This window comes from Streptomyces spiroverticillatus (genome assembly GCA_014650415.1).
GTDB classification, from domain to species: Bacteria; Actinomycetota; Actinomycetes; order Streptomycetales; family Streptomycetaceae; genus Streptomyces; species Streptomyces spiroverticillatus.
Genome location: BMUX01000005.1, coordinates 463,264 through 482,663 on the forward strand (window position 1 = coordinate 463,264; position 19,400 = coordinate 482,663).

General features: G+C 71.8%; 18 protein-coding genes and 1 pseudogene. 7 read left to right on the forward strand and 12 right to left on the reverse strand.

The annotated features are described in order from the left end of the window. Positions 1–47 precede the first annotated feature (47 nt). The gene (gene arfA, locus IE269_RS16755; RefSeq protein ID WP_189823744.1) at positions 48–1,562 is read left to right on the forward strand and encodes an arabinosylfuranosidase ArfA; all 1,515 of its coding nucleotides are present in this window, start codon (positions 48–50) and stop codon (positions 1,560–1,562) included. A 17-nt stretch (positions 1,563–1,579) separates the two neighbouring features. On the opposite strand, the pseudogene IE269_RS43185 reads toward arfA, so the two are convergent. The 7 genes and pseudogenes from IE269_RS43185 to IE269_RS16785 all read right to left on the reverse strand — a co-directional run. Further along, positions 1,580–1,810: pseudogene (locus IE269_RS43185) on the reverse strand (galactose-1-epimerase); the annotation flags it as partial. A 55-nt stretch (positions 1,811–1,865) separates the two neighbouring features. After that, positions 1,866–3,098, reverse strand: a complete 1,233-nt coding sequence (gene mmsB / locus IE269_RS16760) for a multiple monosaccharide ABC transporter permease (protein WP_189823745.1) — start codon at positions 3,096–3,098, stop codon at positions 1,866–1,868. A gap of 90 nt (positions 3,099–3,188) precedes the next feature. After that, positions 3,189–4,730 (reverse strand): multiple monosaccharide ABC transporter ATP-binding protein, encoded by a 1,542-nt coding sequence (gene mmsA, locus IE269_RS16765; RefSeq protein ID WP_189823893.1) that lies wholly within the window; start codon positions 4,728–4,730, stop codon positions 3,189–3,191. Positions 4,731–4,762: 32 nt separating this feature from the next. Next, on the reverse strand, positions 4,763–5,872 hold the full coding sequence (gene chvE, locus IE269_RS16770) for a multiple monosaccharide ABC transporter substrate-binding protein (protein WP_189823746.1): 1,110 nt from the start codon (positions 5,870–5,872) through the stop codon (positions 4,763–4,765). A 3-nt stretch (positions 5,873–5,875) separates the two neighbouring features. Continuing rightward, entirely contained in the window at positions 5,876–6,850 is a 975-nt protein-coding gene (locus tag IE269_RS16775) for a hypothetical protein (protein WP_189823747.1), read from the reverse strand. Between the two features lie 139 nt (positions 6,851–6,989). After that, positions 6,990–8,000 (reverse strand): zinc-dependent alcohol dehydrogenase, encoded by a 1,011-nt coding sequence (locus IE269_RS16780; RefSeq protein WP_189823748.1) that lies wholly within the window; start codon positions 7,998–8,000, stop codon positions 6,990–6,992. Next, on the reverse strand, positions 7,997–9,151 hold the full coding sequence (locus tag IE269_RS16785; RefSeq protein ID WP_189823749.1) for a mandelate racemase/muconate lactonizing enzyme family protein: 1,155 nt from the start codon (positions 9,149–9,151) through the stop codon (positions 7,997–7,999). Before IE269_RS16785 ends, IE269_RS16780 begins: the two co-directional genes overlap by 4 nt. 259 nt (positions 9,152–9,410) lie before the next feature. On the opposite strand from IE269_RS16785, the gene IE269_RS16790 reads away from it, so the two are divergent. Both IE269_RS16790 and IE269_RS16795 read left to right on the forward strand, forming a co-directional pair. Then, positions 9,411–10,184: an IclR family transcriptional regulator gene (locus IE269_RS16790; protein WP_189823750.1), complete on the forward strand. Its 774-nt coding sequence runs from the start codon at positions 9,411–9,413 to the stop codon at positions 10,182–10,184. Further along, on the forward strand, positions 10,181–11,038 hold the full coding sequence (locus IE269_RS16795; protein ID WP_189823751.1) for an SMP-30/gluconolactonase/LRE family protein: 858 nt from the start codon (positions 10,181–10,183) through the stop codon (positions 11,036–11,038). The genes IE269_RS16790 and IE269_RS16795 overlap by 4 nt, the downstream gene beginning before the upstream one ends. A gap of 74 nt (positions 11,039–11,112) precedes the next feature. Here IE269_RS16795 and IE269_RS16800 read toward each other — a convergent pair whose 3' ends face one another. Continuing rightward, positions 11,113–12,681 carry an aldehyde dehydrogenase (NADP(+)) gene (locus IE269_RS16800; protein WP_229897769.1) on the reverse strand — a complete coding sequence of 523 codons (1,569 nt, stop codon included), beginning with the start codon at positions 12,679–12,681 and terminating at the stop codon, positions 11,113–11,115. 196 nt (positions 12,682–12,877) lie between these two features. Between IE269_RS16800 and IE269_RS16805 the strand changes: the two genes are divergently transcribed. From IE269_RS16805 to IE269_RS16815, 3 genes are all read left to right on the forward strand, one after another. Beyond that, positions 12,878–13,540 carry a TetR/AcrR family transcriptional regulator gene (locus IE269_RS16805; RefSeq protein WP_189823752.1) on the forward strand — a complete coding sequence of 221 codons (663 nt, stop codon included), beginning with the start codon at positions 12,878–12,880 and terminating at the stop codon, positions 13,538–13,540. A 104-nt stretch (positions 13,541–13,644) separates the two neighbouring features. Further along, the gene (locus tag IE269_RS16810; protein WP_229897802.1) at positions 13,645–14,964 is read left to right on the forward strand and encodes an MFS transporter; all 1,320 of its coding nucleotides are present in this window, start codon (positions 13,645–13,647) and stop codon (positions 14,962–14,964) included. Between the two features lie 5 nt (positions 14,965–14,969). Further along, positions 14,970–15,536, forward strand: a complete 567-nt coding sequence (locus IE269_RS16815; RefSeq protein ID WP_189823754.1) for a DinB family protein — start codon at positions 14,970–14,972, stop codon at positions 15,534–15,536. Here the strand turns inward: IE269_RS16815 and IE269_RS16820 are convergent. The 4 genes from IE269_RS16820 to bla all read right to left on the reverse strand — a co-directional run bounded on the left by IE269_RS16820 (position 15,502) and on the right by bla (position 18,530). Then, the gene (locus tag IE269_RS16820; RefSeq protein WP_189823755.1) at positions 15,502–16,266 is read right to left on the reverse strand and encodes an NUDIX domain-containing protein; all 765 of its coding nucleotides are present in this window, start codon (positions 16,264–16,266) and stop codon (positions 15,502–15,504) included. The two genes, IE269_RS16815 and IE269_RS16820, sit on opposite strands and share 35 nt — an antisense overlap. Beyond that, positions 16,263–16,646, reverse strand: coding sequence for a DUF4406 domain-containing protein (locus tag IE269_RS16825; RefSeq protein WP_189823756.1), 384 nt, complete (start codon positions 16,644–16,646; stop codon positions 16,263–16,265). The genes IE269_RS16820 and IE269_RS16825 overlap by 4 nt, the downstream gene beginning before the upstream one ends. 29 nt (positions 16,647–16,675) lie before the next feature. Beyond that, entirely contained in the window at positions 16,676–17,461 is a 786-nt protein-coding gene (locus IE269_RS16830) for a DeoR/GlpR family DNA-binding transcription regulator (RefSeq protein ID WP_189823757.1), read from the reverse strand. A 94-nt stretch (positions 17,462–17,555) separates the two neighbouring features. Then, positions 17,556–18,530 (reverse strand): class A beta-lactamase, encoded by a 975-nt coding sequence (bla, locus tag IE269_RS16835; RefSeq protein ID WP_189823758.1) that lies wholly within the window; start codon positions 18,528–18,530, stop codon positions 17,556–17,558. Positions 18,531–18,579: 49 nt separating this feature from the next. On the opposite strand from bla, the gene IE269_RS16840 reads away from it, so the two are divergent. After that, the gene (locus tag IE269_RS16840) at positions 18,580–19,392 is read left to right on the forward strand and encodes an alpha/beta fold hydrolase (protein WP_189823759.1); all 813 of its coding nucleotides are present in this window, start codon (positions 18,580–18,582) and stop codon (positions 19,390–19,392) included. Positions 19,393–19,400: the final 8 nt, after the last annotated feature.

A 19,400-nucleotide genomic window follows, 5' to 3' on the forward strand; every position in this document is an offset into this window, starting at 1 on the left:
GCTCCTGAGTCACACCCGACTCACCCGTCACCCCGAAAGGCCCCTCCATGTCCCGCCCCGCCCGCTTCACCCTCGACCCTGCCTTCACTGTCGGCACCGTCGACCCCCGCCTCTTCGGCTCCTTCGTCGAACACCTCGGCCGCTGCGTCTACACCGGCATCTACGAGCCCGGCCACCCCACCGCCGACGCGGCCGGGCTGCGCGAGGACGTCCTCGACCTCGTCCGCGAACTCGGTGCGACCACCATCCGCTACCCCGGCGGCAACTTCGTCTCCGGCTGCAAGTGGGAGGACAGCGTCGGCCCCGTCGACGAACGGCCCCGCCGCCTCGACCTCGCCTGGCGCTCCACCGAGACCAACCGCTTCGGCCTCAGCGAGTACATCGCCTTCCTGCGCAGGCTGGGCCCCCAGGCAGAGCCCATGATGGCCGTCAACCTCGGCACCCGCGGCGTCGCAGAGGCCCTCGAACTCCAGGAGTACGCCAACCACCCCGCCGGCACCGAACTCTCCGACCGCCGCATCGCCCACGGCGACAAGGAGCCCTTCGGGATACGCCTGTGGTGCCTGGGCAACGAGATGGACGGCCCCTGGCAGACCGGCCACAAGACCGCCGAGGAGTACGGCCGCCTCGCCGCCGAGACCGCCCGCGCCATGCGGCAGATCGACCCGGACCTCGAACTCGTGGCCTGCGGCAGCTCCGGCCGCGCCATGGAGACCTTCGCCGCGTGGGAGGCCACCGTCCTCACCGAGACGTACGACCTGGTCGACCACATCTCCCTGCACGCCTACTACGAGGAGATCGACGGCGACCGGGACTCCTTCCTCGCCTCCGCCGTCGACATGGAGACCTTCATCGAGGCCGTCGTCGCCACCTGCGACCACATCGGCGCCCGCCTCAAGTCGCCGAAGAGGATCAACCTCTCCTTCGACGAGTGGAACGTCTGGTACCAGCGCCGGACCGCCGAGGAGGCGACCGCCGCCCCGCTCGACTGGCCCGAGGCCCCCCGCCTGCTGGAGGACAGCTACTCCGTCACCGACGCCGTCGTCTTCGGCTCCCTGATGATCGCCCTGCTGAGGCACGCCGACCGGGTCACCGTCGCCTGCCTCGCCCAACTGGTCAACGTCATCGCGCCGATCATGACCGAGCCCGGCGGCCCCGCCTGGCGGCAGACCACCTTCTTCCCGTTCGCGCAGGCGGCCCGGTACGGCAGGGGCCAGGTCCTGGACGTACGGGTCGACTCGCCGACGTACGGGACGAAGACGTACGGCGAAGTCCCCCTCCTGCACGCCACAGCAGTGCGCGGCGAGGACGGGACCGTCACCGTCTTCGCCGTCAACCGCAGCCAGACCGAGCCGCTGCCGCTCGATGTCGCCCTGCACGGGCTGGACCTCTCCGAGGTCGTCGAGCACAGCGCGCTCTCCGACGAGGACCCCGAGGCGCGCAACACCCTGACCGACCCGGAACGCGTCGCCCCGCACCCCGTGACGGCCACCCGCCTTGAGGACGGCGTCCTGAACACCGTCCTGGAGCCGCTCTCCTGGAACGTCATCCGCCTGGCCTGAGCCCGTCCGGCCTGTCCCCCGGGGCGTCGGGCGTCGCCCCGGGGGACGTTCAGCGTGCCGTCCAGGAAATTGCCCGAGTGGAACTGCACGCCCGGTTCCGTGGTGGCCAGTCGTATCGTGCGGCCGGACGGCCCGTCGCGGAGCACGGCGAATGGTTCGGGCCGGGAGGTGAGGCCCTTGTCCAGCACCCAGTTGTGGTCGAAGCCCTTCGCGGTGACGATCTGGGGGTGGGCGGCCCGGATGTGCCGAAGGGCTCGTGGGTGGGGTTCATGGTCCGTTCCCTGGAGGGCAGGTGACGTGAGGTCAGCGGCCGGCCTTGCGCTTGTTCCAGATGTCGAAGCCGACCGCCGCCAGGAGGACCAGCCCCTTGATGACCTGCTGGTAGTCGGTGCCGATGCCGACCAGGGACATGCCGTTGTTGAGGACGCCCAGGACCAGACCGCCGATGACGGCGCCCATGACCGTGCCGACGCCGCCGCTCATCGACGCGCCGCCGATGAAGGAGGCGGCGATCGCTTCGAGTTCGAAGTTGAGGCCCGCCTGCGGGGTGCCCGCGTTGAGCCGGGCCGCGTAGACGCAGCCCGCGAGGGCGGCCAGGACGCCCATGTTCACGAAGACCAGGAAGACGACCCGCTTGTCCTTGACGCCGGACAGCTTCGCCGCGGCCTTGTTCCCGCCGAGGGCGTAGACGTGGCGGCCGATCACCGCGTTGCGCATCACGTAACCCAGCCCGATCAGCAGCGCGCACATGATCAGCATGACGACGGGGACGCCGTGGAAGCTGGCGAGCGTGAGGGTGAAGGCGATCACCGCGGCGGCGATGGCGACGCACTTGGTGAGCCACAGGCTCCTCGGGACGACGTCCAGCTCGTACGCCGCCTGGCGCTTGCGGTCGCGCACCTCGCGCAGGAGCAGCACGGCGAGAGCCAGCGCGCCGAGGACCAGAGTCGGGTTGTGGTACTGGGTGTACGGGCCCATCTCCGGGATGAAGCCCTTGGCGATGTTCTGGAAGCCCTCGGGGAACGGGGCCAGGGACTGCCCCTCCAGGACGATCTGGGTCAGGCCCCGGAACAGCAGCATTCCGGCCAGCGTGACGATGAACGACGGGATCCCGACGTACGCGATGAAGAAGCCCTGCCAGGCGCCCGCGACCGCACCGATCAGGAGGGAGAGCGCCAGGGCGAGCACCCAGGGCATGTCCTGTTTGACCATCATCACGGCGGACATCGCGCCGACGAAGGCCACCAGCGAGCCGACCGAGAGGTCGATGTGCCCGGCGATGATGACGATCATCATGCCGATCGCCAGGATGAGGATGTAGCCGTTCTGCTGGATCAGGTTGGAGACGTTGTTGGGCAGGAGCAGCGTGCCGTCGGTCCAGATCTGGAAGAGGACGACGATGAAGAGCAGGGCGACGAGCATGCCGTACTGGCGCATGTTCGTGCGCATGCTGTCGAGGAGCGCGGTCAGAGCGGCCGGGCGTGCGGGCGGCGGCCCGGTGGGGGAGTCCTTGTGCAGGGGGGTTGCGGTGGTCATGGGGGCCTCAGCTTCGGTTCGTGGTCGTCGTCATGTGCGGCTCGCTGCCGTACGAGGCGGCCTGTGTCATGCCGTACGTGGCGGCCTGTGTCATGAGCGCGTCGCCGTCATGTGGCGCATCAGCGATTCCTGTGTGGCGTCCGCGCGGGCGACCTCGCCGGTCAGCCGGCCCTCGGCCATCGTGTAGATCCGGTCGCACATACCGAGGAGTTCGGGCAGTTCGGAGGAGATGAACAGGACCGCCTTGCCCGCGGCCGCGAGCCCGTCGATCACCGTGTAGATCTCGAACTTCGCGCCGACGTCGATCCCGCGCGTCGGCTCGTCCAGGATCAGGACCTCCGGGTCGGCGTGGATCCAGCGGCTCAGCACGACCTTCTGCTGGTTGCCGCCGGACAGCCGGCCGACCTGCTCGAAGACCGTGGGGGTCTTGATGTTCATCGAGGTGCGGTAGCCCTCGGCGACCTGGCGTTCGTGGTGCTCGTCGACGACGCCGCGCCGCCGCATCCCGGGCAGGGAGGCGAGGGAGATGTTGCGGTTGATGTTGTCGATGAGGTTGAGGCCGTACTGCTTGCGGTCCTCGGTGACGTACGCCAGACCCGCCTCGATCGCCGCCGGCACGGTGCGTACGTCGGCCTCGCGGCCCGCGACCTCGACGCGCCCGGCGACGTAACGGCCGTAGGAGCGCCCGAAGACGGACATGGCCAGCTCGGTGCGGCCCGCGCCCATCAGGCCCGCGATGCCGACGATCTCGCCCCGGCGCACGGTCAGGGAGACGTCGTCGACCACGAGGCGCTGGTGGTCCACGGGATGCCGGACGGTCCAGCCGGAGACGGTGAGCGCGGTACTGCCCGCGTCCTCGCCCGCATACGTGCTGCGCTCCGGGAAGCGGTGGTCCAGGTCGCGGCCGACCATGGAGCGGATGATCTGCTCCTCGGACAGCTCCGGCGCGGAGTCGGGGGAGTGCCGTACGGTCAGGGACTCGATGGTGCGTCCGTCGCGGAGCACCGTCACCGTGTCGGCGATCTGGCGGATCTCGCCCAGCTTGTGGGAAATGATGATGCAGGCGATGCCCTGCTCCCGCAGCTCCACGATCAGGTCCAGGAGCTTCGCGCTGTCCTCGTCGTTGAGGGCGGCCGTCGGCTCGTCGAGGATGAGCAGCTTCACCTCCTTGGCCAGCGCCTTCGCGATCTCCACCAGTTGCTGCTTGCCCACGCCGATGTCGGCGACCGGCGTCTGCGGCTTGTCGGGCAGGCCGACCCGCTTGAGCAGGGCGCTCGCCCGGCGCAGGGTGTCGTTCCAGTCGATGAACCCCTTGGTGGATCCGGTCTGTTCGTTGCCGAGGAAGATGTTCTCGGCGATGGAGAGGTAGGGGACGAGCGCCAGCTCCTGGTGGATGATCACGATGCCGTGCTGCTCGCTGGCGCGGATGTCCTTGAAGGCCACCGGCTCGCCCTCGAAGAGGATCTCGCCGTCGTAGGAGCCGTGCGGGTGCACCCCGCTCAGCACCTTCATCAGGGTCGACTTGCCGGCCCCGTTCTCGCCGCAGATCGCGTGGATCTCGGCGGGGCCGACGGTCAGGTTGACGTCGGAGAGGGCCTTGACGCCGGGGAAGGTCTTGGTGATGCCGCGCATCTCCAGCACGGGGCGCCCCGCGGGCCGGGCGCTCACTTCAGCTGTCCCGCAGTGAAGTACCCCTCGTCGACGAGGAGCTGGGTGTTCGACTTGTCGATGCTGACTGGCTTCAGCAGGTACGACGGCACGGTCTTCTTGCCGTTGTTGTAGTCGGTGGTGTTGTTGACCTGCGGCTTCTTGCCGTTCAGTACGGCGTCGCCCATGGCCACCGCCTGTGCGGCCAGCTTGCGGGTGTCCTTGAAGACGGTCTGCGTCTGCTCGCCGCCGATGACGGACTTCACGGAGGCCAGCTCCGCGTCCTGCCCGGTGATGACCGGCAGCGGCTGCGCCTTGGAACCGTAACCCGCGCTCTTCAGGGCGGAGATGATGCCGATCGAGATGCCGTCGTACGGGGAGAGGACCGCGTCCACCCGCTGCTCGCCGTAGTTCTTGCTGATCAGGTCGTCCATCCGCTTCTGCGCGGTGCCGCCGTCCCAGCCCAGGGTGGTGGCCTGGTTCATCTTGGTCTGTCCGCTGCGGACCACGAGCTGGCCGCTCGCCAGGTAGGGCTGGAGGGCCTTCATCGCGCCGCCCCAGAAGTACTTGGTGTTGTTGTCGTCGGGCGAGCCCGCGAACAGCTCGATGCTGTGCTTGGCGCCGTTCTTCGACGGCTCGCCCAGCTTCAGCTTCTCGACGAGGTACTTGCCCTGGAGCTCGCCGACCCGCGCGTTGTCGAAGGACGCGTAGTAGTCGACGTACGGAGAGCCCAGGATGAGCCGGTCGTAACTGATCACCGGGATGCCCGCGTCGTGTGCGCGCTGGAGGACCTCGGTGAGTGCGGAGCCGTCGACCGCGGCGATCACCAGGAGCTTGCGCCCCTTGGTGATCATGTTCTCGATCTGGGCGATCTGGTTCTCGGCCTTGTTGTCGCCGTACTGGAGGTCGGTCTGGTAGCCGGCCTTCTGGAACTGCTTCGCCATGTTCTGGCCGTCGGCGATCCAGCGCTCGGACGCCTTGGTGGGCATCGCGAGCCCGATCGTGCCGCCCTTGCCGGTCTCCGGCTTGTAGCGGCTGCCGCCCCGGGCCTCCTGACCGCAGGCGGTGAGGGAGGCGACGAGGAGGGCGGTGAGGGCGAGAGAGGTGGTCAGGGTGCGGGTACGCATGGGTCAGTGCCCTTCCGGGGTGGGGAAGCGGTTCAGCGGTCCCGGCAGCCGTGCGCCCAGCGGCGACATCCCGCCGTCGGCGCCGTGCCGGGCCAGCAGGTCGAGCACCAGCCGCCCGCGCCGGACGCGTTCGCGCGCCGAGGCGAGCGCGGTGTCCCGCAGCTGCGCGCCGTACGGGTAGATGCCGGGGGAGCGGCTGAGCCCGAACTTCAGGTAGAGCGGGGCCCCGCGCCGGATCAGCTCGGCCACCTCGTACATCCGGATGTAGCCGCCGAGGTCGTCCGGCGCCTCCACGTACATGTCCATCGGCGCGCCGCTGACCCGGCGGATCTCGGTGAGGTGGTCGAGGGTGAGGTCGGAGGGGACGTTGAGGGAGTCCGCACCGAGCTGTTCGTAGACCGCGTACGAAGCCGGATTGACCGGGCCGGTCAGCGCGGACAGCTTGAAGGTGACGTCGGCCGGGAGGATCCCCGCCGCGCGCATCCGGTGCAGGCTCCACAGCACGCCCTCGTCGGCGACGAGCAGACAGCGCACCCCCAGCTCCGTTGCCCGTACGGCGTCCTCGACGCACCCGGCGAGCGCGTCGTGACCCCGGGCGCGCAGCCCGCCGCCGCCGGAGTCGGTGCGGGTGGAGCCGCCGATGTCCCAGGTGCCGCGCGGCCCGGTGAACAGGCAGAGCTCGATGCCGCGTGCCGCGCACGCCTCGACCATCTCGGTGATCTCGGCATCGGTGAGCATCCAGATGCCGGAGCCCTGGCTGATCCGGTGTACCGGAACGCCGAGTTCGGCGCTCTCCTTCAGTACGACGGCGAGCGCTTCGGGACCCTCGACCGAGGGGATCTCGGTGCGCCAGGTGCCGCCGTCGGGGAAGGTGTGGGCGGAGGTGTCGGTGGGGTCGGTGTCGGGGAAGGGGTGGCCGATCCGGGTGAGGGCGTCGATGCCGGGGCGGCGGGGGGAGGTGGTGGGTGCAGGGGGCATGATTCTCCGTAAAGAGCGTTCGGCATGTCGAACATTGGTCGGTTGTGTGGTCATGCGGTGCTGAGGATGTGAATGAGGTGTCGCTCGGGAGCGGAGCGTGTGCGATACGGACCTGCCAGGCACCCCGTACCGCCGCGCGCTAAGGCCGCAGCAGCACCTTCCCGGTCGCGGGGTCGCCCCCGCCCACCAGCGCGATCGCCTCCGCGAACCGCTCCAGCGGGAACTCGTGCGTGATCAGCGGCGCCGGGTCGATCAGCCCGAGCCGGAACGCCCGCACCGCGTCCGACCATGCCGAGGACGGCGCCCCGAAGACACTGCGCACCTCCAGCTGGCTGAGCGAGAGGTGCACCGGGTCGATCCCCGCCGCACCCGGCGCGAACATCCCGGTCAGCACCACCCGCCCGCCCCGACGCGCCAGCAGGCAGGACTCGGCGGCGGTGGTCGGTGCGCCGGCGGTCTCGACCACCAGGTCGAAGTGCCCGTACGCCGAACGCGCCTCGTCCGGCGTCAGTGCCTCCACCGCGCCGAACCGCCGGGCCTGCTCCCCGCGCGACGCCCGGGGGTCGATCACCACCAGCTCGGCGGGCGTGGACGCCGCGAGCAGTTGTACGGCGAGCAGCCCGAGGGTGCCCGCGCCCACCACCGCGATCCGCTCGCCGGGGCTCGGCCGTCCGGCCCGTACCGCCGCCGCGACGACGGCGGCGGGCTCCAGCAGGGCCGCCGCGCGCAGATCGGCGTCGTCCTCCAGCAGGTGCAACAGCCGTGCGGGCACCGTCACGCAGTCCGCGAAGGCCCCCGGCTCGGTGAAGCCGGTCTCCGCGTACCCGCCGGTGCACAGGCTTGTCTCGCCGCACCGGCAGCGCTCGCACGTACCGCAGGCCCGGAACCCCTCGGCCACCGTCCTGCGCCCGACCAGCGCCGGGTCCACACCCGGTCCTACCGCCGCCACCGTGCCGGACCACTCGTGGCCCGGGACCAGCGGATACCGCACGTAGCCGGGGTCGCGGTGGCCGTCGTACACCTCGCGGTCACTCATGCAGATCCCGGCGGCGGCCACCTCGACGAGCACCTCACCGGGGCCCGGGACGGTCACCTCGCCCTCGATCAGGCGATGCTCACCGGGGCGGTCGATGACGATCGAGCGGCTCACTTCGGGGCCCTCTTCTCCCAGCCCTCGGCCCACAGGTCGAACCGCGCCTGCTGCTGCGGGAATTCGGCGGCAGCCTCGATGTCCAGCTCCACGCCGAGCCCCGGAGCATAGGAGATCTCGAAGCAGCCCGTCTCCGGGTCCACCTGCGGGGCGCCCTTGACGACCTTCTTGATCTCCGCGTCAGCGAAGTCGTTGAAGTGCTCCAGGATCTTGAAGTTCGGGGTGGAGAAGCCGACTTGGAGGGAGGCGGCGGTGAGGACCGGGCCGCCGACGTTGTGCGGGGCGATCAGTGTGTAGTGCGTCTCGGCGGTCGCGGCGAGCTTGCGGGTCTCCGCGATGCCGCCGATGTGGCCCAGGTCCGGCTGGATGATGTCGGCGGCCTGCGACTCGAACAGCTCGCGGAACTCGATCCGGTCGTGGATGCGCTCGCCCGTCGCGATCGGCATGTCGACCTTCGCGGCGACCTTCTCCAGCGCCTTGAGGTTCTCCGGCGGCACCGGCTCCTCCAGCCACGCGGGACGGAAGGGGGCCATCTCCTTGGCGAGGCGCACCGCAGTGGAGGGGCTGAAGCGGCCGTGCATCTCCAGCATGAGTTCGGCGTCCGGGCCGATCGCGTCCCGCACCGCCTCGATCAGCGAGACCGCGTACCGGCTCTGCTCGGCGTCGAGTTCGAAGTGCCCGGTCCCGAACGGGTCGATCTTCAGGGCGCGGTAGCCGCGCTCCATCACCCCGCGGGCCGCCTTGTGGTACGCCTCCGGGGTGCGCTCGGTGGTGTACCAGCCGTTGGCGTACGCCTTGACGCGGTCGGTGACCTTTCCGCCGAGCAACTGCCAGACCGGGACGCCGAGGGCCTTGCCCTTGATGTCCCAGCAGGCCATCTCGACGCACGCGATGCCGGACATGACGATCTCGCCGGCCCGCCCGTAGTCGCCGTACTTCATCCGGCGCACCAGGGCCTCGGTGTCGAAGGGGTCGGTGCCTACGATGTGGTGGGCGGCGGCCTCGTTCAGATAGCCGATCAGCGCGTCGGTGTGCCCGAGCATCCGGGTCTCGCCGACGCCGGTCAGTCCCTCGTCTGTGTGCACGCCGACGTAGGTGAGGTTGCGCCAGGGGGTCCCGACGACATGGGTGGTAATGCCCGTGATGCGCACGGAAGTTGCTCCTTCTGAGCGGGGGTGGGGCTTGGTGGGTGTTCGATATTTCGACACACGTTCGAAATCGTGGCGTGACCGTAGTCAGGGGCCCGGAGAAGTGTCAATGGCTGTCACACGGATCCCCGAGACCTCCGGAGGTTCCTCGCCCATTGCCCACCGCAGCCGCTCAGGGCTAATCTGCGTTCGTCATACCGGTCGACGACCGGAATCTCGAACAATCCACAACGACGGACATCAAGAGGGTGGGTGGACGGCCATGGGACGCCATGTCCCCGCAGTGACCAGGGCGCTGGACATACTCGAACTGTTCCTGGAGGGCGACGGCTCGCTCTCCGCCCCCGACATCACCCGCAAGCTGGGCCTGCCCCGCACCACCGTGCACGAACTCGTCACCACGCTCGCCGCCCGCAACTACCTGGTCACCGTCCCCGAGCAGCCGGGCCGCTACCGACTGGGCGTGCGAACCTACCAGTTGGGCAGCCGGTACGCCGAGCAGCTCGACCTCGCGGCCGAGGGGCAGCAGGTCGCCCGCGAGGTGGCCGAGACCTGCGACGAGACCGTCCACGTCGCCGTGCTGGAGGACGCCGACGTCATCTACATCGCCAAGGTCGACTCCACCCACGCGGTACGCATGGTCTCCGCCGCAGGACGCAAACTCCCCGCCCACTGCACCTCCGTGGGCAAGATGCTGCTCGCCTCCCTCCCCGAGGCGGAGCTTCGGTCCCGCATCGAGAACCGCGAACTCGTCGCGATGACGCCCCACAGCATCACCGACCCCGAGGCACTCCAGCAGGCCCTCGCCGCCGCCCGTGCCCGGGGCCTGGCCACCGAGCACCGCGAGTCCAACCCCGACGTCAGCTGCGTCGCCGCCCCCGTCCGCGACAGCGCGGGCCGGGTGGTCGCCGCACTGTCGGTGTCCGTCCCGATGATCCGCTGGAGCGAGGAACGCGAGGCGGAGCTGGCCGAGTTGGCCGTCAAGGGCGCCGCCGAGCTCTCCCTGCGGCTCGGCCACCGGGGGCGCCGCGCATGAGGACACGTACACGGGTGGAGACGGCGGTACGGGAACACGCGGCACTCGGCGAGGGCCCCACCTGGGACCCGGCCGCCGGCCGGCTGATCTGGGTCGACATCCTCGGCTCCCGCGTCCACACCTACGCCCCCGGCACGGGCCGGCGCACCGTCATGGCCACTGAGCAGCACGTGGGTGCCGCGAAGCCGACCGCCGACGGTGGACTGATCGTCAATCTGCGTGACGGCGTGGGCAGTTACGGTCCCGACGGCAGATTTCGCTGGCTGCTGCACGATCCCGTGCCCGGCCGGCGCGGCAACGACGCGGCGGTCGCCCCGGACGGCTCCCTCTGGGCGGGCACCATGCGGTACGACGAGGCCCCCGGCGGCGGCCACCTGGTCCGCATCGACCCCGTCACCGCCGCCGCCACGGTCCTCTTCCCCTCGGTGGCGGTCAGCAACGGCATCGGCTGGTGCCCGCTGAGCCCCCGCGTCTACTACGTCGACAGCCCCACCCGCCGCATCGACGTGTGCGACACGGAAGGTGAACTCCCCTCCGACCGACGGCTGTTCGTCGAGATCGAGCCCGGCGCCGGATTCCCCGACGGTCTCACCGTCGACGCCGAGGGCTGCGTCTGGGTCGCGCTGTGGGACGGCGGCCAGATCCGCCGCTACACCCCCGAAGGCCGCCTCGACCGCACGGTCCACCTCCCGGTGCCCCGCCCCACGGCCTGCGCCTTCGGCGGTCCGGACCTGCGCGACCTGTACATCACCACCGCCCGCACCGGCCAGGACCGACCGCATCCGCAGGCGGGCTCCCTGCTCGTGCTCCCGGACGCGGGCCAGGGGCTGCCGTCCCCGTCCTACGGCGCGTAGAACCTGACCGTCCCCGGCCTACGTCGAGTAGACCGGGGACGGCAGGCGTGCTCAGACTCCCTGCTCAGCCGCGCTCAGCCCTCCCTGCGACCGTCCACCACGCGCGGCAGCCCCAGCGGGTTGGACTCGCGCAGCTCCGGAGGCAGGAGTGCGTCGGGCGTGTTCTGGTACGCGACCGGGCGCAGCCAGCGTTCGGCGGCGGTGGTCCCCACCGAGGTGGACGTCGAGGTGGTGGCCGGGTAGGGGCCGCCGTGGTGCTGGGCGGGGGCCACGGCGACACCCGTGGGCCAGGCGTTGACCAGGACCCGTCCGGCCAGCGGGGTCAGCCGGGCCAGGAGTCCGGTGTCGCCCTCGGTGCCCTCGGCCTCCGGGCCCGAGACGTGGACGGTGGCCGTGAGGTTGCCGGGCAGACGGGCGAGCAGGGCCTCCGCCTCCGCCGGGTCCGCGTACCGGGCGACGACGGTCACCGGGCCGAAGCACTCCTCAAGCAGCAGGGCGTGCGCGCCGTCCTCCCGGGCGAGCGCGGCGGCGGGCACGGTGAGGAAGCCGGGGCCGACGGTGTGGGCGTCCGGGCCGGGCCCGGGACGTACCGGAGCCTCCACGTCGGGCAGTTGCGCCCGCTCGGCGACACCCGCCACGAAGTTCTCACGCATCCGGTGGTCCAGCATCACGCCCGCGCCCACCTCGCCGAGGGCCTGCCCGAGCGCCTTGACCAGCCGGTCGCCGGCCGCGCCCGCCGGGGCCAGGACGAGTCCCGGCTTCACGCAGAACTGGCCCACGCCCATCGTCATCGACCCGGCCAGCCCGGCGCCGATCTCCTCCGGCCGCTCGGCCGCGGCCGCCTCGGTCACCCACACCGGGTTGAGCGAGCCGAGTTCGCCGTGGAAGGGGATGGGTACGGGGCGGGCCGCCGCCGCGTCGAAGAGGGCGCGCCCGCCCCGTACCGAACCGGTGAAACCGGCGGCGGCGACCAGCGGGTGCCGTACCAGCTCGACGCCCGCGTCGAAGCCGTGGACGAGACCGAGAACACCCGCCGGAATCCCGTGCGTCGCCGCGGCCCGGCGCACGGCGGCTGCGGTCAGTTCGGAAGTCGAAGGGTGGTCGGGGTGGGCCTTGACCACGACCGGGCAGCCCGCGGCGAAGGCGCTCGCGGTGTCGCCGCCCGCCACCGAGAAGGCGAAGGGGAAGTTGGAGGCGGAGTAGACGGCGACGACACCGAGCGGAATCTTGTAGCGGCGCAGGTCGGGGACGGGCGGGGTGGCGTCGGCGTCCGGGTGGCTGATGATGACGTCGAGGAAGGAGCCCTCGTCGACGGTGTCCGCGAAGGACCTCAACTGGTAGCAGGTGCGGGTGAGTTCACCGTTGAGCCGGGTGCCGCCGAGAGCCGTCTCGGCGTCGGCCGCGGCCACCAGCTCTGCCCGGTCCTGCTCCAGTTCGTCGGCGACGGTGCGCAGGAAGGCGGAGCGCACGGCCCGGTCCGCGAGGGCCTCGCGGGCGTCGTGCGCGGCGCGGACCGTCGCGTCGACGGTCTCGGGAGTGGCCTCCGTCCCGACCTGCTCGCGCTGCTCGCCGGTCCGGGGGTCGACGCTCCAGACCGCGCCCGGCTCCCGGCCGGACGCGGGCACTGCGGGTATTGCTGACACCGTGGCCTCTTCTCGCACCGCATGTTCGACATGTCGAACTGGGTTCAATATTTCGGATGTTGGGGTGATGTCGGCAGGTTAGGCACGGGGGAGAAGGCCGGTCAAGGGACGCGGGTGTCGCAGGCGGGCGGCGATGCCGAGGATGCCCGGCGGCAGGGCGTAGACACTGTCTACCGACAGGTGGTAGACACTGTCTATGGAACCGACCGCGTCCCCGGACGCCCCGCGCCAAATCCCCCTCCGGGAACGCCTCGTCGACGCCGGGGTCGAGCTCGTCGAGAGCGGTGGCCCCGGCTCCCTCGGGCTTCGCGAGATCGCCCGTCGTGCGGGGGTCTCGCACGGGGCGCCGCGGCGGTACTTCCCCACCCACCACTCCCTCCTCAGCGCCATCGCCCGGCGAGGGTTCGACGACCTCAAGGTGCGGTTCGAGCGAGTGGGAGGGGAGGCGGGGAGCGCGCCGGAGGAACAACTCCGGGCGCTGGCGCGCTCGTACGTCGACTTCGCCCTGGAGCGGCGCGGCATGTTCGAGCTGATGTTCCGTCATGACCTACTGGCCAGTGAGGTGCACGCGGCGGGGGCGGAGGGGCCGAGGCTGCGGGAGGAGACGCTGCCGCTGCTGACCGCCGTGGCCGCGCTCATCGGCCGGTGCCGGAACTCCCACGCCGCCTCCGCCCCCGAGGCCGCCGCCGCCCTCTGGGCCAACCTGCACGGCATCGCCCAGCTCTGGACCTGGGGCAGCCTCCCGCTCGCCCTCGACGTTCCGCCCGGTGGCGGACCCGCCTCCCGAGAGGCCCTCGACCGGCTCGTGAAGGCGGCAGTGGACGCCCATCTCGGCGGGCCGCGCCAGGTGACCGTATGAGCGCCGCACCTGAAATCCGTACGGGTGCCTCCGTCGTCACCCCCGCCCCTGCCGTCCCACCTCTCACCCGCACCCTCGCCCTCCTCGTCAGCATCACCGGCGCCATGCTGGTCGCCCTCGACGGCACCGTCCTCCTGGTCGCCCAGCCCGCCCTGCAACGCGACCTGCACGCCGCACCCGCGCAGGTCCAGTGGACCAGTACCGCCTACCTCCTCGCGGTGGCCGCCCTGCTCGTCGTCGCCGGACGGCTCGGTGACCGGTACGGGCACACCCGGCTCCTGATCACCGGGCTCGTCGGCTTCGCGGTCACCTCCGCCGCCATCGCCCTCGCCCCCGGCATCGGCTGGGCCGTCGCCCTGCGCGCCGCCCAGGGCGTCTGCGCCGCGCTCCTCCAGCCCGCCACCCTCGCGCTCCTCCGCCTCACCCACCCCGCCGACCGGCTCGGCGGGCCGATCGCGCTCCGCACCAGCGCGATCGGGGTGGCCGCCGCTGCCGGGCCGCTGCTGGGCGGTGTGCTGGTCGCGGAGTTCGGCTGGCGGGCGGTGTTCTGGCTGAACGTGCCGGTCGCGCTCGCGGTGGCTGTCCTGGCGACTGCGGTACGAGTCCCCCTTCCGCCGCGCGCGGGTGTGCCCCGGCTCGGCGTGCCCGGGGCGGTGCTCCTCGCGGCCGCACTGGCCTGCCTGGTGCACGTGCTCGCCGGAGTGCCGGAACACGGCTGGACCGGCGGCCCCACCTGGGCCGGACTCGCCGTGACCGGGGTGCTCGCGGCCGGTTTCGTCGTCCACGAGCGGCGCACCGCGCACCCGATCGTGCCGCCCGCCGTCGCCAGGGCGGTGCCGGTGACGGCCTCGATGGCGTTGCTGCTGCTCACGGCGGCGGGGATGTTCGGTGCGCTGTTCGTACTGACCTTCTTCCTCCAGGACGTACGGGGCCTGGACCCGCTCGCCTGCGGGCTGCGGGTGCTGCCGCTGACCGTGCTCATGGTGCTGGGCGCGCCCGTCGCCGCACGTGCGCTGCGCCGGTACGGGGCGCGGCGGGCCGCCCTCACCGGGCTCGGCCTCGTCGTCTGCGGGGTGGCGGGACTGGCCGGAGCGGCACGGGTCGGCGCGGCCGACGCGTGGCTGGCTGAGGGCGTTGCCTGCGGGGTGCTGGGGGGCGGGTTCGCGGCCGTGATGGTGGCCGCCACCGGGACGGTCGTCGGCGACGCGCCGCCCGGGTATGCCGGAGTGGTCGGCGGGCTCAAGCAGACCGCCATGAACATCGGCCCGACCCTGGGCATCGCCGTCGCGGCGGGCATGATGGGCCCGCAGGTCCCCGACACCCCGGTCACGACCGTGCTGGTCGTCCTCGCCGGGCTCGGCGCCCTCGGCCTGGTCCCGGCGGCCCTTCTCCCGGGGCGTTGTCAGACCCCCGTGCCACAGTGATCCCCATGAACACGATGCCCGACGGCCGCCCCATCCCGCCCCCGCACGGGGACGAACGCACCATGCTGGAATCGTGGTTGGACTTCCACCGCGCGACGCTCGCCCTGAAGTGCCGGGGCCTGGACGACGCGCAGATACGGACGGCCTCCGTGCCGCCGTCGCCGATGACGCTGCTGGGCCTGGTCCGGCACTTGGAGGGGGTCGAACGGCACTGGTTCCAGGAGGTGCTGGCGGGCGAGGACGTCGACCTCCGGGACCTGATGCGCCGCGACGGCGGCTTCGGCCTCGACGGCGGCGGGGCCGAGGGCGGCCGGGCCGTGGGCAGCGGGGCCGAGGGCGGGATGGCTCAGGCGCTCGACACGTGGCGCGCGACCGTCGACCGCAACCGCGCGCTCGCCGCCGCGGCCTCCCTCGACGCCCCCGGCCGGCTCCCCGACGCGGAGGCGGCGATGGCCGGGACCGACACGGTGTCGCTGCGCTGGATCCTGGTCCACATGATCGAGGAGTACGCCCGCCACAACGGGCACGCCGACCTGATCAGGGAGCGGATCGACGGGGTGACGGGCCCCTGACGTCCCCGCCGGGCCGCGGCGCGAACGGGCCCTCCAGGGCCGCCCACTGCAACAGCATGATCGTCTTGGCGTCGGCGATCTCGCCGGTGCGGATCATCGACAGGGCCTTGGCGAAGGGGAGTTCGAGGACCTCGATGTCCTCGCCCTCGTCGGCGACCCCGCCGCCCGACGACGTCGCGGACGAGGCCGCGTACGGGGCGGCGAAGAAGTGGACGCGTTCGGTGACCGAGCCCGGGCTCATGTAGACCACGAAGACCGGTTCCGCCTCCCCGACCTCGTGGCCGGTCTCCTCGGCGGCCTCGCGCCGGATCGCCTCCTCGGGGCTGTTGCCGTCGAGCAGGCCGCCGGCCGTCTCCAGGAGCATGCCGGTGGGGTGCTCGTTGACGTACGCGGGCAGCCGGAACTGGCGGGTCAGGAGCACGGTCGCGCGCTGCGCGTCGTACAGCAGGATCGTCGCGCCGTCGCCCCGGTCGTACGTCTCGCGCTGCTGACGGCTCCAACTGCCGTCCCTGCGGCGGTGGTCGAAGGTCGTCTTGCGCAGGACGTACCAGTCGCAGGCGAGCACCTCCACGTCCGTGATCCGCACATCGGGGTTGCCGGTGAGGCCACGGCCGTGGGTGTCGAGGCCGGTGCGACCGCGCCGGTCGGGGACGTCGATGCCGGGGGTGCCAGGGGCGGCGTGCCCGGTGTGTGCGGGGTTTGCGGTGTTTCCAACGGGATGCGTGCTCATGCGGCGACCGCCTGGGGGATCTCGGCGAGCGAGGCGTAGACCGCCGCACCCTGCGCGCGGGCCTGCGCGACCATCCGGTCGGCGCCCTCGGAGGGGCCGCCGATCCGCAGCACCGCGTCGCAGCGGGCCAGCAGGCGTTCCGCGACCGGGTGGAAGATCTCCTCGTACAGCGCGTCGCCCGGTCCCGAGCTGCCCGCCGTCTCCAGCAGCGGCAGCGCCAACGCCTCGCCGGTGACCGGCAGATGGCCCGCCCGGAAGAGGGTGAGCGCGGTCTCGTTCATGGCGGTGACGTTCGCGTGCAGCTTGGCGGGGTCGTCCCCGGTGCCGGACCGGTAGGGCCCGGCGACCAGGATCATCAGAGGGCGGGGGGTACTGCTCATGGTCCAACTCCCATACGTACCGGTGGGGTTCAGGCGAGAATCGTGTGCACGCCCGCGTCGCGCAGTGCGGCCAGCGTCTGCGGGCCGTGCGGGTGGGTGGTGGCGTCATCGGCGGCGGTGTCGGTCACGAAGGTGCCGACCGCGCCGGGCTCCGCGACCCGGCTGAAGGACCGCACCCCGAGCTTCGTCGCGTCCGCGACCGCGACGGTACGGGTCGACTGGGCGAGCCCGGCCTGCTTGACGGCCGCGTCGTCCAGCGAGAACTCCGACCAGCCGTGCTCGCCGTGCACGCCGCCGATGGACATCACGAAGCAGTCGAAGGCGAGCGCTTCGAGCGTACGGAGCGCGAGCGGCCCGACCAGGGACCGCTCCCCGGGGCGCGACCGGCCCCCGACGACCAGCAGCTCGATGCCGGGAACGTCGGCGAGCCGCACCGCCGCCTGGATGCTGAGCACCGCCACGGTCAGCGGGGCGCGCGCCGCCAGGTGCTCGGCGACGTGCACGGTGGTCGTACCGGCGTCCAGCAGCACCCGCGAGCCGGGCTCGACCAGTTCGGCGACCGCACGGCCGAGCCGGTCCTTCGTCGCCGCCTGCCAGGGCTCGCGCGCCGCGAACCCGGCGCCGTCCTCCCGCTTGCGGGTGGCGACCGCGCCGCCGTGCACGCGCTTGACCAGGCCTTGGCGCTCCAGTTCGGCCAGGTCGCGGCGCACGGTCATGTCGGAGACCCCGAGCCGGTGGGCGAGCTCGGACACGGAAACCCGGTCGGAGCCCTGGACGAGGCGCAGGGTGAGGTCGAGGCGGTTGGCTACTCCCATGCCGAGATATTCACACATGAATGTTCAAATGAACAATTCGATGTGAGAAACGAACGAGACCGTGCGAGACGGTGCGCGGTGGGCATGGTCCGGCTCAGGTCAGGACGGAGACCGCGTACGACGTCGCCTCGGCCAGCAGTGCTTCCTTCGGCTCGGCCTCCTGGCCCGGGCGGTCCGTCATGATCGCCAGTACGATCGGTGCGCTCTTTCCCGGGGGCGGCCAGGCGACGGCGACGTCGTTCGCCCGCCCGAAGTCGCCCGTGCCCGTCTTGTGCGCACAGGTCCAGCCCCGGGGGAGCCCCGCCCGGATGCACTGGGCGCCGGTGACGGTGGTCAGCAGCCAGTCCTTCAGCAGGGCGCGCTTGTCGGCGGGGAGGGCGGTGCCGAGGAGGAGGGCCCGGTGGGTGCCCGCGAGGGCGCGCGGGGCGGTGGTGTCGCGGGGGTCGCCGGGGCGGTTGTCGTTCAGGCCGGGTTCGTACTGGTCGAGACGACTGACGGGGTCACCCAACTCCCTTAGGAAGGCGTTGAAATGACCCGGTCCTCCCAGGTCGCGCACCAGGAGGTTGCCCGCCGTGCCGTCGCTGTGCCGGACGGCGGCGTCGCACAGCTCGCGGATCGTCATGCCGGACCCGATGTGCTTCTCGGCGATCGGCGAGATGGAATTGACGTCGGCCCGGGTGACGGGGACGTGCCGGTCGAGATGGGAGAGCGGATTGCGGTGCAGGACCGCCGCTGCGGCAAGGGACTTGAAGGTGGAGCAGAACGCGAACCTCTCCTCGGCGCGGTGCGCGAGGACGGCACCGGTGCCGGTGGCCAGGGCGTAGAGGCCGAGGCGGGCACCGTGGGTCCGCTCCAGGGAGGCGAAGCGGGCGCGGTGGCGGGGGTCGTCGGAGAGGGTGGTCCTCGGCGAGCCCGAGCGCGAGCCCGAGGCCGGGACCGAGGGCGGGCCCGAACTCCGTACCGGATCAGGCTCCTTGGACGTACAGGCCGCCGACGCGGCGACGACCGCCGCCCCCAGCAGAGCCCGCCGCGAGATGCCGCTCGCCTCCCTGAATGCCTCCGCACGCATACCGGTCCCTGCTCCCGTTCGTCGACGATCAAGCTCGTATCGTGACCCCATGCGTACCCACGAGGTCCAGAACGCCACCCTCCACTACGACGACCACGGGCCCGTCGACGGCCTCCCGGTCCTGCTGGCCCACGGCCACCCCTTCAACCGGACGCTCTGGGCCCCACAGGTGCGGGAGTTGGCGGCGCACGGCTACCGCGTCCTCACCCCCGATCTGCGCGGCTACGGCGACAGCCGCCTCCCCGCCGGTACGCACGCCACGCCCCTCTCCGTCTTCGCCGACGACCTCGCCGCGCTCCTCGATCACCTGGGACTGCCCGGTGCGATAGTCGGCGGTGTGTCCATGGGTGGCCAGATCGCCATGGAATTCCACCGCAGGCATCCGCAGCGGGTGCGGGGGCTGGTCCTGTCCGACACCTCGGCGCCCGCCGAGACCGAGGAGGGCAAGGCGTTCCGCAACGCTCTGGCCGACCGGCTTCTGTCCGAGGGGATGGCGGGGTACGCCGACGAGGTCATCGACAAGATGCTCGCCCCGTACAACGTCACGGGCCAACCGGCCGTTGCCGACGCGGTGTTGACCATGATGCGCACGACCGACCCGCGCGGGGCGGCGGCCGCGCTGCGCGGCCGCGCCGAGCGGCCCGACTACCGGGAGAGCCTTCCCCGGGTCGCCGCCCCGACCCTTGTCCTGGTCGGGGCGGACGACGTCTACACCCCGGTCCCCGTGGCCGAGGAGATCCGGGACCTGATCCCCGGGGCCACCCTCACGGTCGTCGACGACGCGGGCCACCTCCCGGGCGCGGAGCAGCCCTCCCGGTTCAACGCGGCGCTCCTGAACTTCCTGCGCATGGTACGGGCGTGACGCGTCGC